The organism is Gilliamella sp. WF3-4 (assembly GCF_001690275.1).
Taxonomy (GTDB): Bacteria; Pseudomonadota; Gammaproteobacteria; order Enterobacterales; family Orbaceae; genus Gilliamella; species Gilliamella apicola_C.
The window spans coordinates 108,786-125,933 of sequence record NZ_LZGW01000001.1 but is presented as its reverse complement, the minus strand read 5'-3'; the positions used below and the strand labels follow the sequence as shown (position 1 = coordinate 125,933).

Here is a 17,148-nt window from a genome sequence, read left to right as displayed (position 1 = left end):
ATCTTCATCAATATTTTTAAGGATCATTTAGCATGATTATAGGTAATATCAATCATTTAAGGTTAGTTCCTTATCTTCCAGAAAAAATAAAACAGTCAATTGAATATATTAAAGATAACGTGAATAGGAATACTCCTATAGGGCGTTATGATATTGATGGCGATAAAATGTTTTTTATGGTATCGGATAATTCTCCACGTCACATCAACGAGGCTAACCCAGAATATCATGAAAAATATATTGACGTTCAGATTGTTTTAGAAGGACAAGAAGGAATGGCAGTGTGCACGTTACCGCCTCACACAACAATTTTAGATGATAAATTAACAGAAAATGATATTGCTTTCATTGAAACACCGAAAGAAGAAACCATATTAGTTTTACAACCAAACGATTTTATTGTATTTTTTCCTCATGAAGTGCATAAACCACTTTGCGCAATTGATGGCAAAATGGTGACTGTTCGTAAAGTTGTGGTAAAAATTGCATTTGATTATTTAAATTTAGAATAAGGATCTTAGGTAAATATTATGGCAACAAAAATTGCGGTTATTGGCGAATGCATGATCGAACTTTCAATGAGACAAGATTCGACTACACGAGGCTTTGGTGGTGATACACTTAATACATCTGTTTATTTGTCACGTTTATTAAAAGATAATGTTTTTTCAATTTATTATGTCACAGCGCTTGGCACTGATCCTTTTAGTCAAGAGATGTTAAATTGTTGGCAAAAAGAAAATATTCAAACGGAATTAGTACAAAAAATGCCTGACAAACTGCCTGGGCTTTATTCTATTGTTACTGATGAACAGGGCGAAAGATCATTTTATTATTGGCGCAATGATGCTGCCGCTAAATTTTGGTTGAAATCATCTGAGGCAGATAAAATCATTCAACAAATTACTCAGTGTGATTATGTCTATTTGAGTGGTATTAGTATTGCCATTTTAGATGCTGAAAGTATTGTTAAATTATTAGCACTTTTAAAACGTGTTAAATCTCATGGCGGTAAAGTCATCTTTGATAATAATTTCCGTCCACATTTATGGAGTAGCCTTGAATTAGCTCGTAGTGTTTATGCCGATATTTTATCCTATACAGATATTGCATTCTTAACGTTAGATGATGAAGATTTGTTATGGGGCAAGTTGCCTTATGAGCAAGTCATTGAACGTACAAAGCAGTTTGGCGTTACTGAAATTGTAATCAAACGTGGCAGTGATAGTTGTATTATTGATTCTGCTGAAGGTCGTTTCGAAGTTCCAGCTAATAAAATAGCAAAGGAAAATGTAATTGATACCACAGCAGCTGGTGATTCGTTTAGTGCTGGTTATCTTGCTGCCCGTTTAAACGGAAAGAATCCAACACAATCAGCATTGCAAGGTCATTTAGTTGCTGGTACAGTTATACAATATCGAGGGGCAATTATTCCCGTTGATGCCACACCTAAATTAATCAATTAAATTTGCAAAAAAGCGGTCATTAATGACCGTTTTTATTCATGTTATAACAAATAAGTGCAACAAGTATTTTGTTAAAATTTTCAGAAAAATTAGTGTTTGAGTATAAAAACACTTAATTAATGCATTTCTCTATATAGTAGTATATTTAATTAAATGCCACTGGTATAATATACAGTTGGTTTTCTATTCATTTAGTTTAAAAACACATATAAGAAGAGATCTATGTCAATCAAAGATATCGATATTCGTGGTGCGCGAACGCATAATTTAAAAAACATTAATGTAACCATTCCAAGAGATAAGCTAGTTGTAATTACTGGTCTTTCGGGATCGGGCAAATCTTCGTTAGCATTTGATACTCTATATGCGGAAGGTCAACGACGTTATGTTGAATCTTTATCGGCATATGCTCGTCAGTTTTTGTCACTAATGGAAAAACCTGATGTAGATCATATTGAAGGCTTATCCCCTGCTATTTCGATAGAACAAAAATCAACTTCGCATAATCCCCGTTCGACAGTTGGAACTATCACTGAAATTTATGATTATTTACGATTGCTTTTTGCCAGAATTGGGGAGCCTCGTTGTCCAAATCATCACTTACCATTAGCGGCTCAAACAGTATCACAGATGGTTGATAGTATTATGGCGTTGCCTGCTGAAAATCGTTATATGTTACTTGCACCCGTTGTCACAGAGCGCAAAGGTGAGTTTGTTAAATTATTTGAACAACTTGCTGCCAGTGGATATATTCGAGTAAGAGTAGATGGTGATGTCTATGATCTTTCAGATCCCCCTTTACTTGAATTACAAAAGAAACATACCATTGAGGTTGTGGTAGATCGTTTTCGTATTCGTGATGATTTAAAACCTCGTCTTGCTGAGTCAATTGAGACAGTGCTTTCAATCACTAATGGCATTGTTAAAGTAGCAAATTTGGATGATCCGCAAGCCCAAGAACATTTGTTCTCGGCTAATTTTGCTTGCCCTATTTGCGGTTATAGTATTTCGGAGCTAGAGCCTAGATTATTTTCATTTAATAACCCAGCGGGTGCATGTCCTGAGTGTGATGGATTGGGTATACAACAATATTTTGATTCAAAACGGATTGTGCAGATGCCAGAAGTTTCCTTAGCGGCTGGTGCAATTAAAGGTTGGGATCGCCGCAACTTTTATTATTTTCAGATGCTAAAATCATTAGCTGAGCATTATAAATTTGATATTGATAAACCATATGAAAAGCTACCACAAAAAATAAAAGATATCTTATTGAATGGCTCAGGTAGCACTGAAATCCAATTTGTGTATACAAATGACCGTGGTGATGTGGTTAAGCGTAAACACCCGTTTGAAGGTATTCTTAATAATTTGGCGCGTCGCTATAAAGAAACAGAATCGCAAACTATCCGCGAAGAGCTAGCAAAATATATTAGTCATCGACCTTGCCCTTGCTGTGATGGTTCAAGATTATGTACAGCAGCAAGAAATGTTTTTATAAATGATACTAATTTGCCGACGATTAGCGATTTAAGCACGCAACAAGCTAAAGACTTTTTTGATAAATTGTCATTGACTGGGCAACGAGCACAAATAGCCGAGAAAATATTAAAAGAGATCAACGATCGTTTACAATTCCTGATTAATGTTGGTCTCAACTATTTAACGCTTTCACGTTCAGCAGAAACTTTATCAGGTGGTGAAGCCCAACGTATTCGATTGGCTAGTCAAATTGGCGCTGGGCTTGTTGGGGTGATGTATGTACTTGATGAGCCTTCTATCGGTTTGCATCAACGCGATAATACCCGCTTGATTGACACATTAACGCATTTACGTGATTTAGGTAATACGGTTATTGTGGTTGAGCATGATGAAGAAGCTATTATGGCTGCTGATTATGTCATTGATATTGGACCTGGTGCTGGTGTACATGGCGGTGAAGTTGTAGCACAAGGTACGCCAAAACAAATTATGGCATGTAAAACCTCTTTAACAGGACAATATTTATCTGGAAAAGAACAAATTGAAATTCCAGCTGATCGCACTAAAGTTGATAAGAAAAAAATGTTATCGCTTATTGGTGCAACGGGAAATAATCTCAAAGATGTTACATTAAATATTCCTGTTGGATTATTTACCTGTATTACTGGGGTATCAGGATCGGGAAAATCAACTTTAATTAATGACACCTTATATCCATTAGCTCAAAATGAACTTAATGGTGCAGAAAAAAGCGATATAGCACCGTATAAAGCGATTAAAGGGCTTGATTATTTTGATAAGGTCATTGCTATTGATCAAAGCCCAATTGGTCGTACACCTCGTTCTAATCCTGCAACATATACTGGATTTTTTACATCGATCCGTGAACTTTATGCTGGTGTACCAGAATCGCGTGCTAGGGGATATACTCCAGGTCGATTTAGCTTTAATGTTAAAGGTGGACGTTGTGAGGCTTGTCAAGGTGATGGATTAATTAAAGTGGAAATGCACTTTTTACCCGATATTTATGTGCCTTGTGATCAGTGTCATGGTGCCCGTTATAATCGTGAAACCTTAGAAATCAAATATAAAGGTAAGTCGATTAACGAAATTTTAAATATGACCGTTGAAGAAGGACGTGAATTTTTTGATGCAGTTCCGATGGTATCACGCAAGCTACAAACATTGATTGATGTTGGATTGTCTTATATAACTATTGGGCAGTCAGCAACCACATTATCGGGTGGTGAAGCACAACGTGTAAAGCTTGCAAAAGAATTATCTAAACGAGATACAGGTCGAACTTTATATATACTAGACGAACCAACAACCGGTTTACATTTTGCTGATGTGAAGCAATTGCTAGCACAATTACATTCATTGCGAGATAAAGGAAATACCATTGTTGTTATCGAGCATAACTTGGATGTGGTTAAAACCGCTGATTGGATTGTTGATTTGGGTCCTGAAGGAGGTAATGGTGGCGGTGAAATTATCGCCGAAGGCACACCAGAAGAAGTGGCAAAATCTAAACAGTCCTATACGGGAAAATACTTAAAACCATTGTTAGAAAAACAAAAAGCCAAATAGCCAAGTGCTATCACTTCTACTCAAAACATATAAGATGGGCGAAATATAACGCCCATTTTTTGCATTATTCAAATGAGGAATTCAACAATGGCAAATATTCATCCCACCGATATTCTCTAATCGGCATAGGATTAGCATTTTTAAAATATAAAACTAACGCAGGTTTAATACCATTCCAATCATCAACAAATTCATACCTAACAAGATCGCCATTCTTGATTAGCTTCTTCGCTTTCGCGTGATAATTAAAGTAGCTCATAGTTAATATTGATAATATTATGATTGCCAAATTGAAAAATAAATGAAGCTCAATAAAACAGAAAAATGATTAATTTAAATGGAGGCGCGTCCCGGAGTCGAACCGAGGTAGACGGATTTGCAATCCTTGATATAGTTTTTAAAAAACAATAACTTACAAATAAATCAAATGGTTAAGGACACAATAAACAACAATAAATACTAATAAAATCTAACTCGACCGCCATTTTACCGCCATTTTTTAACGTTTGATTAGAGGGTTTAATATCACCGCTTCCTCTAAATGATCGGGTGCAAAATGCGCATATCTCATTGTGACTTTTATATCAGTGTGACCTAGGATTTTTTGTAGTACCAATATGTTGCCACCATTCATCATAAAATGACTGGCGAAAGTGTGGCGTAATACATGGGTTAATTGACCGTCAGGTAAATCAATGCCGCACTTTTCAATCATTTTACGGAAATATTTATCACTAATGTTACATTTAAATAGCCTTCCCTTTGTTTTCGGCAATTCATTTAGTAATTCTTGTGTTATTGGTACCGTTCGATTACGGCGTCCCTTTGTTTTGATGAACGTAATCCGACCGTCTTTTATTTGTGAGCCTTTTAGATCACATATTTCAGACCAGCGGGCACCTGTTGATAGCCCGATCTTTACTTTTATTAGCAGCTCTTTATCTGTACTTAATGCTGATTCAGCAAGCACGGCATCAATTTGATCTGCCGTAAAGTACGCCATTTCTTGCTCGGATGTTTTAAATTGTTTAATGTTATCTAACGGGTTGGGTTTGTCCCATTCTCCAAGCCGTTTTAATTCATTGAATACAGAACGAAAATAAACTAGTTCCAAGTTTAGAGTGCGTTTTGAAACAACTTTTTTAGACTTGACCCTATAAATTTCACCATTCAATCGCTTTTGGCGATAGTTAGTAAAATCCTTGGCTGTAAAATTATCAGCCAAAGGATCGCCCAAACTTTCACAGATAAAATCAAGTATTCGCTTTTCTCGTTCGCCGTCTTCCAGAGTTTTACCATGTGATAAATACCACGTATTAACTAAATCTGATAACCGCCGCCGATCTTGTTTTTCAGCCACCCACGGCTTAATTGCTGCTTGTTCTTCGATGTAACTTTCATATGCCAACGCTTCGCCCTTAGTTGTAAATGTCTTGCGAATGCGTCTGCCACCTTCTAAATATTTTTCAAACAACCATTTGCCATTACTATTTTTACGTACGCTCATGCAAATTTATCCCTTAGGTTTGTAGCCGGGGCATAGCGAGTTTAAACGTTTGCTAATTTCGCCCATATTAGCAACCATTTCCTTGACTAATTTTTTATTTTGGTCGCTTTTATCTGCAACGTAATTAAGGGATAACTGACTAAACGCAAAAATCTTAACTGTCATTGTTTGAGCCAATAACACTGGTTCGCTGTTATCTTTTTGTAGGGAGTGCATCATAATAACTGTAATATAATCCCTTAAAAATTCATCCGTCCATTCGTCTGTCGTGCTTTTGTCGAAATCAGGAGCAAGTAGCGTGTCCTTTATTTTTAGCATCAGCTCGCCGTCAAGTTCTAGCATTTCGTTAGCTATTTTGCACTGCTCTTTAGTTGCAGCAAAAGTGGATACTGATAACATCATTAACAAAATTGCAATTATTTTTTTCATTTTCCTATCTTCCTAATTTTAATGGATTTTTAATTTCGCAGTTTTTGGCTTCTTCTAAGAATAGCTTTAATGCATTTTCTAAACTTGAGTAGGTTCTTGTATCCATTCTTTCGCTACCAACACCATAAGGCCTGTGTTTTGATGATGATTGATAAATTAAGACCGTTGGCTTTGCTTTTGGTTTCCCGTTTTTAAAAGAATCGTGGAGTGAAAGATAAGTGATTTTGTTAAAATAATCGTCAACACTATCACCGAAGAAAACTTGCCATCCCAAACCTTCTAATGTGTCTTTATAAGTAGTATAAATTTGCTCAATAGTTAAATATGGAATAATTTCTATCTTTTGTTCTTGTTGAAGTTCAAATAAATCAAACTTTATTACTTCATTATTTTGGTCAAGAATTTCTATTTTTTTTAAACTAAATGATTTAACACGATTGTATTTTGTATCTACAGCTTTAAGCGTTCCCCCTTCCATGTATCGAGGGATGATCACTCTTTCTTCTCCCGGTTTTGATCCGCCGTGATAAATAATCCTTAGTTCCTTACCTTCTTCAATTGTTTGTAGCAAAAACTCCAAGATTGTCATACTCATCACCTAATTTTTAAACAGTTATTTACATTGTTTCCTATTTGTTAAAAATACTATTTTTTAATAATATATATTCATCATCCGTTATAGCTCCGTCTTTTTTTAAAGCAGCTATTCTTTCTAATTTTTCTAAATCCTCGCTTGAAAGGTTAATAGAGTTATTTTCTATTTTTACACCTTCTACTCCGGGATTACCCACGCCAGTACAAAGCCAAATCAAATTAGCGTTAGTGTCCATAAAACACTTTAAAACGAAGTCATAAGGCAATGAGTTTCTTAAAATTCTACTCGCAATAACACTTGCAGATATCCCCCATATTTCAGCCAACTCTTTTGCTTTTTTAACTTTATATGCCTGCATAATTCTGTTTACAACAGACTTACAATTATCAAATTCAATCAAGATCATTTCCTCATTAAATAAAAAAATATGACAAATCATCATATTTAATATTGACAAAACATTTCACTATATTTATGATGAATCATCATTTATTTGCATCATTAATAACTAATAATCACTAATAAACACTAATTAAAGGATTAAACACTATGACAGTCCAAATTGCAATAGCTATTACAGCCCCATATGTCACAGCCCAACAATTTGCTGATTTAGCAAAAATCCCTGTGGCAACAGTTAAAAACAAAATTCGAAACGGCGAATTACCAATCCGTAAAAAACATAGTACCGCAGGGTCAGCAAGTCGTGAAACACCATTGATCAACATGGTTGCGCTTACTCTTGAGGGCGCCGCCAGCTACAAGGGAAATTTAACTATCAATATCGAGGGGACAGAATAATGAGCATCGCTATCTATTTGAGTCCAAAGTCAGCCGAAGTGCCGACAACTATTTACATCCAAGTCAACAAACATAATTCAAACGGTTGGCTCGAAAAGCCAAATGGCAAAGTCACTAAATTAACTTGTAAGAAATAAAGGAATGAGCATGACAGTAGATGTTATACCAGTCAATAACTGGGAGTGCAGAGCTATACAAGAGGCGATATTAAAAAGTGCAGAAAATCTGCACTTAGATCCGGTTTCTCTTGCTGAGCAACTTATAACGGCGTTCGATAAAGTTAATAAGCATTACAGCACCCGCAGTCGTGAAATTGCAACCGTTCAAATCACCCCGGGCGAATTTAAGTTTATGGGGGAATAGGAAATGCAAACAACCAACATTAACCCACGAAGCTACTTGCGTGAGTTTCACCAAATCCTAAGCGGTAAGCGGAGCCTAGCCCGTACTGCATTTAACAATCTAAAACCCGGACAAAAAAGATTGTTATTAGATGCTGCGGGTATTAGACCTCGCACCACAACAATTTATAACAGCAATAGCTCGTTTTTACATACGTACAGTATGAGTTATGACGATTTGTCAGATCAGGAATTAGACAACCTGAAAAAAGGCTTAAGACGGCTACAAACAATTATCGATGCATTTTCACTTTGTGAAGATGTGGATTTTAAAAAAGAAATTAGGAAGGTGGCATAAATGAGTACTTTTACCGTAGCGCAATTTGAAGAAGCCTTAAGCATGGCTAGATATGGCTTAAAAATAGGTTTATGCGATGTTTTTACATCAAAATTAGAACGATTAGCAGCTCATATCAGAACTAACGACATGACGCCAACTGAAGCAGCCGAGCTACTCGATCAGGAAGTCGAAAAAATGCGTTCAGAAATGCGAGGAGATCATCATGGCTGATATAGCAGATAAAGCGCAATCGCAGATTGATAATGCATTAACGGCGGCATTAAGTAATGCAACTGTATATCGTGGTAAATCTGCTCTTTATTGTTGCCAATGCAGCGATCCAATTCCGCAGGCGCGACGCGACGCAATACCCGGAGTGAGTTTATGTGTCGATTGTCAAGAAGAAGAAGAACAGAGGGCGCGCCATGGGCTTTAAAATTCCGGGCTACTTGCGTGACAAACTGAGCGAGCAAATCAACAAAACAGAATTTGATAAGGCAATTTTTGGTCAGAACTGGTTTTCACCAGCGCTAGAACTAGATTCATCACGCATTAAGAAAACGCAAAAAAAAATTGCTCATGAAGAAGACCCAAGGCTTGCCGAATAAAACACGTTTATTTATTTAACTAAATAAGTGGCTTACGTGGCCACTTAAATTAAGGCTTGAGATACATATGAAAATTAAAATAAAACATCCTCTATTGCGCTATTTTGGGGGCAAATTTCGGTTGGCGCCGTGGATTATTTCGCACTTTCCTGCTCATGAAGTTTACGTCGAACCATTCGGCGGCGCCGGGAGTGTGTTATTGTTAAAAGATAGGCTGCCTCGAGAAGTTTACAACGATATCGATCGTTCAGTTTTCAATTTGTTTAAAATTTTACGCAATCCCGCTGATGCCCATAAATTAATTAAATTGATTTCGCTAACACCGTTTCATCGTGAAGAATATCTAAACGCGTGTTATTCAGAAAGTAACTGTGAGCTAATACAAGCAAGTCAATTATTGATTAGATCGTTTATGTCTTTCTCATCAAACGGTATACATCAAAAAAATTCCGGCTTTTCAGGTAGTACAAAAAAAGGGCTAACAACTGATGCGTCAACGTGGGCAAATATTCCCAATAATTTATTATTAGTCGTTAAACGACTGCAAGGCGTTATTATTGAAAATGTACCAGCTATCGAATTATTCGATAAACATGACTCCCCCAAAACCCTGTTTTATTGTGACCCGCCATATCTTCACCAAACAAGAACTAGCAAAAACGGTTATCAATATGAGATGACATTCGCAGACCATGAAATGTTATTAAAAAAACTGACATCATTGTCCGGATCTGTTGTCCTCTCTGGTTATAACAATGATTTATACAACGACTACCTAAAAGGCTGGACAAAACACTCTACTAACGCCCGCGCAGCAACTCAACGAGGGGCAATTATCCGCAATGAGTGTTTATGGATCAAGGCTAGCAAATGAATATGAAAAAATCATTTTTAAAGTGGGTCGGTAGCAAAAGCCGACTAATCCCTCAATTACTCCCACATCTGCCTGGTGGTAAACGGTTTATTGAGCCGTTCGTTGGGGCGGGTAATGTTTTCATCAATACTAATTATGATAGCTATGTGCTGTGCGATAAAAACTGTGATTTAATAAATGTTTACAGGTGGTTACGAGATGATCTCGCTAGATTGCTAAATGAAACTAAATCACTATTTGATAGCCAACCCGATTTTTACGATGTTAGATCTCGATTCAATAACTCCACATTATTATTGTCGGTACAGCGTGCCGCCGAGTTTATTTACCTGAATCGTCACTGTTTCAATGGTGTTTGTCGTTATAACGCCAAAGGAGAATTTAATGTTCCGATTGGTAGTCATAAAAGCATTTATTTTCCAAAAGATGAACTTATTGCATTTAGCAATAAATTGATTTCCGTGCCGGTTGAGCTAGTACGAGCTGATTTTAGCGCTGTTATCGAAAATACCACAAGGGGTGATGTGATTTATTGCGACCCGCCGTACATTTCCGACGATGAAAATGGCATATTTACAGGCTACACACCCGGAAAATTCGACGCTGAAACAACAAAGCGATTACACAATTTACTAGTTTCAGCAGTAAGAAGGGGCGCAACTGCGATTATATCTAACAGCAATAATTCATTAGTTAGAGAGATTTTTAACGATTTTGAAATCTATGAAGTCAGCGCTGCCCGATCTATTGCCGCCAACGGCAACCGCAAGCCCGCAAAAGAGATAATCGGCGTTTTTACACCGGACATGGTTTAGGCAAAATGGCAACAATCACGCAGACGTTACCGCCAATTAACAACAGGGTTAAATTTGCCCTGTTTTCGGCTATGCGTGATTTTTACCAAACTGTGGGGCAATATTTACCAACACAGCATATCCAGCCCAAATCACAATACGCAACCAGCCGCCGAACACCTAAAGATTTAACTGTCATTGAGCGTCCGCTGTGGGAGCAAATACCACACGAATACGATTATTTTCATCCGTTTTTTAGTGATACTCCGCAATTTATAGGCAGTTATTTTGCTCGTAAATATGGCTCACTATATAAAGAAAAAGGAAGTCAGGTTGCAAACACCTACCTGCGCACATGCGGGCTAACACGCTGTGCGGAAGTCCAAGAGCAGTACACAATAAAAAATGCCGGTGCCAGTTTAATTGCTCAGCAGTTTTATAAACAACTTTCAACACTGCCGACGCTCGACAAATCCGACGTTAACGATTTAGGTGCTGATATTTCTAGCTATATGCAAAAGTTAATCATCAAATTTTTAGAAACCGATGAATTTAAATTAAATGATTCCGAACATGAGCTATCTATCTATAAATTTGCATTAGAGCAGTTAAAACCACTCAAAATTACCGCCCCCTATTTTGCCGATTACCAAAAATCGGAAATTAACGAGCAACAAATCGTGATCGCGCTCGCCAAATTGTCTGATGCTAAGTGGTGGCAAAACAAACTTAAAAGAGTTTGGGCTTTTCAACGTGAACATTTAGCAATAGCCGCCGGGCAAGTGCAAAAATCGGCTAGTCCATATGCTAGTAAGACTTGCGTTGGCGAATGGAAAGAGCAAAAGCGCAAAAACCGAGAATGGCTAAAAAACCAATGTATCGAAAACACCGAAACTGGCGAGCAATTCGAGCTGGCCCTACAGGTTGACAAATCAAATGCAAATCCGGCAATTCGACGTTGCGAACTAATGATCAGAATGCGAGGCTTTGAGGATATCGCAAATGAATTCGGCTATGAGGGTGCATTTATAACATTGACTGCGCCGTCAAAATATCACGCGGTACATGCCAAAGGTGGGTTTGTCAAAAACTGGAACGGCGGCACACCACGGGACACGCAGCGTTATTTATGCGGCGTATGGGCAAAAATCAGAGCAAAGCTAAACAGAGAGCGTATAAAAATTTTTGGGTTTAGAGTTGCTGAGCCACATCACGACGGTACGCCGCATTGGCATATTTTAGTTTTTATGCTACCAGAACACAAACAGCAAGTTTATGAAATTATGCAAACCTATGCACTAGAAGAAGACGGCGGTGAACAAGGTGCGCAGTACGCCCGCTTTAAGTTTGAAAATATCGAAAAAGAGAAAGGATCGGCAACGGGCTACATCGCTAAATATATTTCTAAAAATATTGATGGTTATCAGCTTGATAACGAAGTCGATGACGAAACAGGACAAAATCTAAAAGAAATGGCAAAAAATGTGACTGCTTGGGCAAGTCGTTGGGGTATTCGCCAATTTCAGCAAATCGGTGGTGCACCTGTAACGGTTTGGCGTGAACTCCGCAGGCTCGGCAGTCAAAAAGTCGAAAGCCCTACAATCGACCCAGTGCTTGCCGCAGCCGATGCAGGCGATTGGGCCGCTTACACTCAGTTACAAGGTGGAGCTATGGTGCAACGTAAAGACTTACGGGTAAGAATTTCGTACGAAGAAGCACAAAATCAATTTGAGGAAGATATCAAGAAAGTAAAAGGTGTGTTTTCCCCGATTATTGGCATGGCTTCTTTTATATGCACTCGTTTAATAAAGTGGGCTATTGTCTCTAAAAACAGGAGCGATAGCGACGCTCGGAGTTCTGTCAATAACTGTACGCAGGTTAAAAAATCACCGCAGTACGATCAGCGTGAAGAAATTAGAAAACAATTAAAAATAATCGGCTTGCCCGATGATAATTTCACTATTAATAGACTTTATTTGCGAGAGAGTATAAAAATTAGTGAAAGTCAGTGGTTAAAATTAGATAACACATTAGATGGTGTGCATCTCATCGTTAGCAATTCGCCAAGCCGATTTAAAAAGCCGATTAAAAATGATTTTGTTGAGTTTGATTTTTAATTAACTTAATTAACTAAGGAGTAACAAAGTGACAACACCACCGAATAAGCCTTTAATCAGACCTGTGCCTCGATCAGTGTCTCTTTTGACTCTTATTAATGAATTAGATTCTTTGCAGTTTAAATGCAATTGTTCGTTAGAGAAGATGCAAGAAGCGCTAGAACATTTAAAGGCAATCAATGAGAAAGTTGACAATGAAACTACAATCGATATATAGTAAAAATACGTTAGCAAAATCTAACGTTGGGATTGGCGTCCTAAATTATTCCACAAGCGCATAGCCGCTCAAAGCGGTATTTTTATGCCTAACGTCTAGTCATACCTTTCCTATGGTGGGCTGGGTGAGGGAGCCGAAAGGCTCGCCGTAACTTGTGGAGCGGTACGCCAACCTTATTCAGCTCACCTCCAGTATTGGCGTGCTGGTGGTGATTAAATAAATTTTATCCACAAGGAATTTAATCATGAAAAACTTTAACCAAATGACACCGGTCGACACATCCGAAAACGTTATCGTTCATTTAAACCGATTCGCAAAAATTGAACAGGCTGAGACAATTGCTCGTAATTGCATCAACTCACATTCAAACCCAGCCGATTTTATGATTATCATCTGCTGTATTGCTGATTTGTTGCATTCTGTGATTGAACAATCTGAATAGAATAAATGTCTGTCGTTAATTTCGGCTGCTCGTTTTTTTTGTGTTATTTTTATCCATTTTTTACGTGGTTTTACATATTAATAATCAAATAGTTAGATGTAGATCCCATTTTTTGTAAATTTTCTTGAAAATAAATAACCACACAAATATACTGTGTTTAAATACAGCAATTTAAGGGTGAAAGATGGATCAAATAACAATAAATAGTATTAAATTAGAGCAAGCCGAATTTTTAAACAAATTAATGATTGATGCTGAGCTATCAAAAAATGATATAAAAATCGGCCTGTGCTTGTTACATGATATTTTATCAAAAATAAAGGAGCGTGAACTGGAAACTAAGGATTAAGTGCGTCAAACGCTAGCTGTGAATTATTGCCGCAGCTAGCTAAATAAGAATTTAATCTGTCTAGTCCTTTTGCGCTTGGGCTTAACACTTTGTCAAATTCCGATTTAATTCTAAATGTCAGACCACACTCTGGATCTGAACATGAACAATATTGATAGTTTAATAGTTTGTGGGTTCTAGCTGTTTTTGTAATTACAGCTTTTTGTCCGCATTCGGGGCATAATAATAACGGGGTTCGGCTCATGTTATTACCTCATTTCTACACACAAGCCGAATTATATCATATCTTAATCAGTTGGCGGTATAATTTCTTCAAAATCAACGAGTAATCGATTTGAAAATGGAGAATTAATTATATCGGCATCGCTGTTCACGGAATCACGTATCAAATCTTGCAAAACTTTGGTTTCCGATGCCATGTAATTCTTGCGTAACTTTGTAACATCGCCCGTATTTGAGCCGTTGGCTGGAATAACCCCCGAAAGCCCCGCGGGGAAACGATGCGCATTTAAAAGGTCTTGTGCTGAAATATTTTTGATATTCGCAAATTCATCTTTGGCCGAGTTTAGATCGCCAACAGGTATCAGTTTTATCCCGTCTGGATTGCCCTGCGGTATGCTCACAAACATGTTTTTGAAGTTGCCGACACCTTTAGAATTTTCTATCCGCTCTTTTATCTCGTTTTCGACTTCATCAGTGATATTTGGGTCATTAACGTAAAAAATGTACCCCATATGTGCTCCGTTGTTGTAATAACGGCGGCGGAACATGGTCGATTCACTGTTTAACATTGCACTATTTACGCCGCCCAGATAATCGGGCAGTCCGTAAACTTGTTGCTGCGTGTCGGGCATTTTGACTTGTATTACATCATCAACTGAGTAAATAATTGTTTCATGTTTATTTGGTAGAACAAATCCGGTTATTTCGTTCTCGTCGTCATTTTTTTGCGCTCTTACATACAACGACATCAGCGGCATTAATTCAACAACGTTACCAAATGCGTTACGTAATTTTAGTAAATAGCAATCGCCAAAGATAATTAGGTCCAAAAAAGCAGACATCGCGTGCATGTTGCTTAGTCCGCCACTTTTGTACGTGCTTAATAACATGTTACGCCGTGCTTGCACTATTCCGCCGTGCTGTGCATTGATATTCGGCAGTTGTGACAGGGCGAGCCGGTCAATCGGGATAGTATAGCAATCACGCTCGTATTCATTACGTGCATTATGATAGTAGGTCAGATCAGTTAATACAGTTTCCGGACGCTCAAACGAGATCGAGCTCATGCGCGCCGTATTTTTTGTTTTTTTGTCTGTTTTTTTTCGTTTAAATAAATTTATCATTTTTGTAGTACCCATATCGATTTACGTCGTTTGTCATTATTGAGCGGTTCATTAACTACAGCATGAGCAATAGCGAAAAATTCGTCGGCATGGCCGGTTTGCTCGGTTCTGCTCGCTGCGTATGTGATTTGGTTTGATTTTGCCGTTGCCTGTTGTTCAATTGACATAAACGCTGTTATTAGTGTTTTCTGCTCCTCGTCCCACTCGATCCGCTCCGCCTCCACAACGTCAATCATTTTTAGTACTAATTGATTTTTAATATTAACGTTATAGTGAATATCTCGAACCTCACGACGGGCAAACTCTTTTATATGTTCATAAACACCATAACCGATCCCCGTTATATCAATGCCAATGTAGGTAATATTAAATTTCTCTTTAATTTTTTTTATTTCGTTGGCCATGTATTTAAAATTCATGCCGCGCCATTGATAAATAGCTAGCACCCGGAACTTTTCATCTGGGTGTAAAGGCGGTGCAACAAGCACAAATGTCGCATTGTCGCGGGTTCGACTTGGGTCAAATCCAGCCCACACTTCACGATTACCAAAAGGTCGATCTGCTTTTAAATCAAAATCTTGCCATTTTGTGATATCTGTCACACATTTTTGTAATTTCTGGAAATCAAAAATACTTTTGCCGCTTTCTGCAAATTTACAACAATATAGTATTTTAAATGCTTGCGCGCTGTTCGATTCCCGTAAATCGTCCAAATCGACTTTTTCAAACCCCAGTTTGATTGCATCTTCCATTGTGATCAATAGTCGCCAGAATTTATCCGGGCAGATTGTGCCATTCATTCTTAGCGATTCATCATCCGGAAAGTCGATGTTTTTTCGTTTTGGCGATCCGTCTTTCCATTCTTCGCCTGACCACAATTTGTGGCACGGGTGATCGATTGTGCTAGGCGTTGAAAATAACGTTATTCTAAAATCGCCCAATGTCGCCATCGCTTTAGCTCCCGTGTATAACTCAATGAATTTAGCCATCCAGAAAACTTCGTCAAAATAGACATTACCGCTATAACTTTGTGCTGTGCTTACGTTATTTGCACATAAAATCAGATTTGCATGATTGCTTAATGTGATAAAGTCACCGCCTTTTATTTCAACGTTAAAAAATTCATCGGCGATCCGCTTTATGTACATTGAAAAAACCCGGGCTTGTGCTTTTGATGATGAAACAAATATCTGATTATTTCCAGTTAGTACCGCATCTTCAAATGCTTCAAAAGCAAAATAGAACGTAAAACCAATTTGTCGGCTTTTTAAAATAAATCGATAGCGTGACGCTGTTTTATGCTCTCTAACATATAATTGATGTTTATATAACAACGTTTGAGCAACATCATCAAAATCTTCTTTTGTAATATGTGAAACATCATTCTTCTTACGTCGCCGTGGCTTTTTGACTGATTTTTCATTTTGTTGTTGTAAATTTTGCCCGCTGTGGGCATTAATATTATCTGTAGTTTCGGTTTGCTCTTGTTTGTGCTGTGTTTTTGCCCGTGCGTTAATTAATTTGACATGCTGCGCTACCAGATTTTCGATCTCTCGCAGCTCTAACTCGTTTTTATTATCTCGTCCGATCAGTAATGCTAGTCGCCGATTGATCGCATCTTCTACCGACTCTTCACTTAACAGTAACGACCATTTATACTTTTCTGCCCAATAGTAAACGATCCTTACATTTTTTAAATGTAACGATTTTGCTATCTCTTTTGGCGTGTGACGCTTTAAATATAGCGCCTGCGCAGCTTTTATTAATTCTGAATTATATCTCACGTAACTACCTCTATTTTTAGATGATAGTATTGTCCTTTAATCAGCTGAGACAATCATTAAGCCATTTTC

General features: G+C 37.6%; 22 protein-coding genes. 15 read left to right on the top strand and 7 right to left on the bottom strand.

Going from position 1 to position 17,148, the window contains the following annotated elements:
• The first annotated feature begins 32 nt into the window (after nt 1-32).
• The 3 genes from A9G47_RS00660 to uvrA all read left to right on the top strand — a co-directional run bounded on the left by A9G47_RS00660 (nt 33) and on the right by uvrA (nt 4,535).
• On the top strand, nt 33-512 hold the full coding sequence (locus A9G47_RS00660; RefSeq protein ID WP_065580791.1) for a YhcH/YjgK/YiaL family protein: 480 nt from the start codon (nt 33-35) through the stop codon (nt 510-512).
• A 15-nt stretch (nt 513-527) separates the two neighbouring features.
• Complete coding sequence (locus A9G47_RS00655; protein ID WP_141674768.1) at nt 528-1,466, top strand: sugar kinase; 939 nt, start codon at nt 528-530, stop codon at nt 1,464-1,466.
• A gap of 228 nt (nt 1,467-1,694) precedes the next feature.
• On the top strand, nt 1,695-4,535 hold the full coding sequence (gene uvrA / locus A9G47_RS00650) for an excinuclease ABC subunit UvrA (protein WP_141673624.1): 2,841 nt from the start codon (nt 1,695-1,697) through the stop codon (nt 4,533-4,535).
• Nucleotides 4,536-5,034: 499 nt separating this feature from the next.
• Here the strand turns inward: uvrA and A9G47_RS00640 are convergent, their stop codons facing one another.
• From A9G47_RS00640 to A9G47_RS00625, 4 genes are read right to left on the bottom strand one after another with little or no spacing between them, the layout of a single operon-like run.
• The gene (locus A9G47_RS00640; protein ID WP_065641914.1) at nt 5,035-6,042 is read right to left on the bottom strand and encodes a phage integrase; all 1,008 of its coding nucleotides are present in this window, start codon (nt 6,040-6,042) and stop codon (nt 5,035-5,037) included.
• Between the two features lie 6 nt (nt 6,043-6,048).
• Nucleotides 6,049-6,471, bottom strand: coding sequence for a hypothetical protein (locus tag A9G47_RS00635; protein WP_065641913.1), 423 nt, complete (start codon nt 6,469-6,471; stop codon nt 6,049-6,051).
• Between the two features lie 4 nt (nt 6,472-6,475).
• The gene (locus tag A9G47_RS00630) at nt 6,476-7,060 is read right to left on the bottom strand and encodes a hypothetical protein (protein ID WP_065641912.1); all 585 of its coding nucleotides are present in this window, start codon (nt 7,058-7,060) and stop codon (nt 6,476-6,478) included.
• Between the two features lie 40 nt (nt 7,061-7,100).
• Entirely contained in the window at nt 7,101-7,466 is a 366-nt protein-coding gene (locus A9G47_RS00625; RefSeq protein ID WP_065641911.1) for a helix-turn-helix domain-containing protein, read from the bottom strand.
• Nucleotides 7,467-7,615: 149 nt separating this feature from the next.
• On the opposite strand from A9G47_RS00625, the gene A9G47_RS00620 reads away from it, so the two are divergent.
• The 12 genes from A9G47_RS00620 to A9G47_RS14100 all read left to right on the top strand — a co-directional run bounded on the left by A9G47_RS00620 (nt 7,616) and on the right by A9G47_RS14100 (nt 13,949).
• Nucleotides 7,616-7,867, top strand: coding sequence for a hypothetical protein (locus A9G47_RS00620; RefSeq protein WP_065641910.1), 252 nt, complete (start codon nt 7,616-7,618; stop codon nt 7,865-7,867).
• Entirely contained in the window at nt 7,867-8,004 is a 138-nt protein-coding gene (locus A9G47_RS14105; protein WP_176700624.1) for a hypothetical protein, read from the top strand. Before A9G47_RS00620 ends, A9G47_RS14105 begins: the two co-directional genes overlap by 1 nt.
• 10 nt (nt 8,005-8,014) lie before the next feature.
• Nucleotides 8,015-8,230, top strand: a complete 216-nt coding sequence (locus A9G47_RS00615; RefSeq protein ID WP_065641909.1) for a hypothetical protein — start codon at nt 8,015-8,017, stop codon at nt 8,228-8,230.
• 3 nt (nt 8,231-8,233) lie between these two features.
• Nucleotides 8,234-8,566 (top strand): hypothetical protein, encoded by a 333-nt coding sequence (locus tag A9G47_RS00610; protein ID WP_065641908.1) that lies wholly within the window; start codon nt 8,234-8,236, stop codon nt 8,564-8,566.
• Nucleotides 8,567-8,779, top strand: coding sequence for a DUF2732 family protein (locus tag A9G47_RS00605; protein ID WP_065641907.1), 213 nt, complete (start codon nt 8,567-8,569; stop codon nt 8,777-8,779).
• Nucleotides 8,772-8,984, top strand: a complete 213-nt coding sequence (locus A9G47_RS00600) for a TraR/DksA C4-type zinc finger protein (RefSeq protein ID WP_065641906.1) — start codon at nt 8,772-8,774, stop codon at nt 8,982-8,984. The genes A9G47_RS00605 and A9G47_RS00600 overlap by 8 nt, the downstream gene beginning before the upstream one ends.
• A complete protein-coding gene (locus A9G47_RS00595) occupies nt 8,974-9,156 on the top strand; it encodes a hypothetical protein (RefSeq protein ID WP_065641905.1) in 183 nt (60 codons plus the stop codon). The genes A9G47_RS00600 and A9G47_RS00595 overlap by 11 nt, the downstream gene beginning before the upstream one ends.
• Before the next feature lie 67 nt (nt 9,157-9,223).
• The gene (locus A9G47_RS00590; RefSeq protein WP_065641904.1) at nt 9,224-10,030 is read left to right on the top strand and encodes a DNA adenine methylase; all 807 of its coding nucleotides are present in this window, start codon (nt 9,224-9,226) and stop codon (nt 10,028-10,030) included.
• Between the two features lie 2 nt (nt 10,031-10,032).
• The gene (locus A9G47_RS00585) at nt 10,033-10,845 is read left to right on the top strand and encodes a DNA adenine methylase (protein WP_065641955.1); all 813 of its coding nucleotides are present in this window, start codon (nt 10,033-10,035) and stop codon (nt 10,843-10,845) included.
• A 5-nt stretch (nt 10,846-10,850) separates the two neighbouring features.
• Nucleotides 10,851-12,941 carry a replication endonuclease gene (locus A9G47_RS00580; RefSeq protein WP_065641903.1) on the top strand — a complete coding sequence of 697 codons (2,091 nt, stop codon included), beginning with the start codon at nt 10,851-10,853 and terminating at the stop codon, nt 12,939-12,941.
• A 461-nt stretch (nt 12,942-13,402) separates the two neighbouring features.
• Nucleotides 13,403-13,600, top strand: coding sequence for a hypothetical protein (locus A9G47_RS00570; RefSeq protein WP_065641901.1), 198 nt, complete (start codon nt 13,403-13,405; stop codon nt 13,598-13,600).
• 184 nt (nt 13,601-13,784) lie between these two features.
• On the top strand, nt 13,785-13,949 hold the full coding sequence (locus A9G47_RS14100) for a hypothetical protein (protein WP_176700623.1): 165 nt from the start codon (nt 13,785-13,787) through the stop codon (nt 13,947-13,949).
• Here A9G47_RS14100 and A9G47_RS14750 read toward each other — a convergent pair.
• Genes A9G47_RS14750 through A9G47_RS00555 form a run of 3 tightly spaced genes read right to left on the bottom strand, consistent with a single transcriptional unit; the run spans nt 13,939 to nt 17,079 of the window.
• Nucleotides 13,939-14,193 (bottom strand): ogr/Delta-like zinc finger family protein, encoded by a 255-nt coding sequence (locus tag A9G47_RS14750; RefSeq protein ID WP_065641900.1) that lies wholly within the window; start codon nt 14,191-14,193, stop codon nt 13,939-13,941. The genes A9G47_RS14100 and A9G47_RS14750 overlap by 11 nt on opposite strands.
• A 43-nt stretch (nt 14,194-14,236) precedes the next feature.
• Nucleotides 14,237-15,310 (bottom strand): phage portal protein, encoded by a 1,074-nt coding sequence (locus tag A9G47_RS00560; RefSeq protein WP_065641899.1) that lies wholly within the window; start codon nt 15,308-15,310, stop codon nt 14,237-14,239.
• Complete coding sequence (locus A9G47_RS00555; protein WP_065641898.1) at nt 15,292-17,079, bottom strand: terminase large subunit domain-containing protein; 1,788 nt, start codon at nt 17,077-17,079, stop codon at nt 15,292-15,294. Before A9G47_RS00555 ends, A9G47_RS00560 begins: the two co-directional genes overlap by 19 nt.
• Nucleotides 17,080-17,148: the final 69 nt, after the last annotated feature.

Bases quoted from the DNA above. Each gene is read 5' to 3' on its own strand.
- A9G47_RS00610 (WP_065641908.1), top strand. From the start codon at position 8,234: ATGCAAACAACCAACATTAACCCACGAAGCTACTTGCGTGAGTTTCAC.
- A9G47_RS00660 (WP_065580791.1), top strand. From the start codon at position 33: ATGATTATAGGTAATATCAATCATTTAAGGTTAGTTCCTTATCTTCCA.
- A9G47_RS00615 (WP_065641909.1), top strand. From the start codon at position 8,015: ATGACAGTAGATGTTATACCAGTCAATAACTGGGAGTGCAGAGCTATA.
- A9G47_RS14750 (WP_065641900.1), bottom strand. From the start codon at position 14,193: ATGAGCCGAACCCCGTTATTATTATGCCCCGAATGCGGACAAAAAGCT.
- A9G47_RS00560 (WP_065641899.1), bottom strand. From the start codon at position 15,310: ATGGGTACTACAAAAATGATAAATTTATTTAAACGAAAAAAAACAGAC.
- A9G47_RS00600 (WP_065641906.1), top strand. From the start codon at position 8,772: ATGGCTGATATAGCAGATAAAGCGCAATCGCAGATTGATAATGCATTA.
- A9G47_RS00620 (WP_065641910.1), top strand. From the start codon at position 7,616: ATGACAGTCCAAATTGCAATAGCTATTACAGCCCCATATGTCACAGCC.
- A9G47_RS14105 (WP_176700624.1), top strand. From the start codon at position 7,867: ATGAGCATCGCTATCTATTTGAGTCCAAAGTCAGCCGAAGTGCCGACA.
- A9G47_RS00595 (WP_065641905.1), top strand. From the start codon at position 8,974: ATGGGCTTTAAAATTCCGGGCTACTTGCGTGACAAACTGAGCGAGCAA.
- A9G47_RS00605 (WP_065641907.1), top strand. From the start codon at position 8,567: ATGAGTACTTTTACCGTAGCGCAATTTGAAGAAGCCTTAAGCATGGCT.
- A9G47_RS00570 (WP_065641901.1), top strand. From the start codon at position 13,403: ATGAAAAACTTTAACCAAATGACACCGGTCGACACATCCGAAAACGTT.
- A9G47_RS00590 (WP_065641904.1), top strand. From the start codon at position 9,224: ATGAAAATTAAAATAAAACATCCTCTATTGCGCTATTTTGGGGGCAAA.
- A9G47_RS00630 (WP_065641912.1), bottom strand. From the start codon at position 7,060: ATGACAATCTTGGAGTTTTTGCTACAAACAATTGAAGAAGGTAAGGAA.
- A9G47_RS14100 (WP_176700623.1), top strand. From the start codon at position 13,785: ATGGATCAAATAACAATAAATAGTATTAAATTAGAGCAAGCCGAATTT.
- A9G47_RS00585 (WP_065641955.1), top strand. From the start codon at position 10,033: ATGAAAAAATCATTTTTAAAGTGGGTCGGTAGCAAAAGCCGACTAATC.
- A9G47_RS00635 (WP_065641913.1), bottom strand. From the start codon at position 6,471: ATGAAAAAAATAATTGCAATTTTGTTAATGATGTTATCAGTATCCACT.
- A9G47_RS00580 (WP_065641903.1), top strand. From the start codon at position 10,851: ATGGCAACAATCACGCAGACGTTACCGCCAATTAACAACAGGGTTAAA.
- A9G47_RS00640 (WP_065641914.1), bottom strand. From the start codon at position 6,042: ATGAGCGTACGTAAAAATAGTAATGGCAAATGGTTGTTTGAAAAATAT.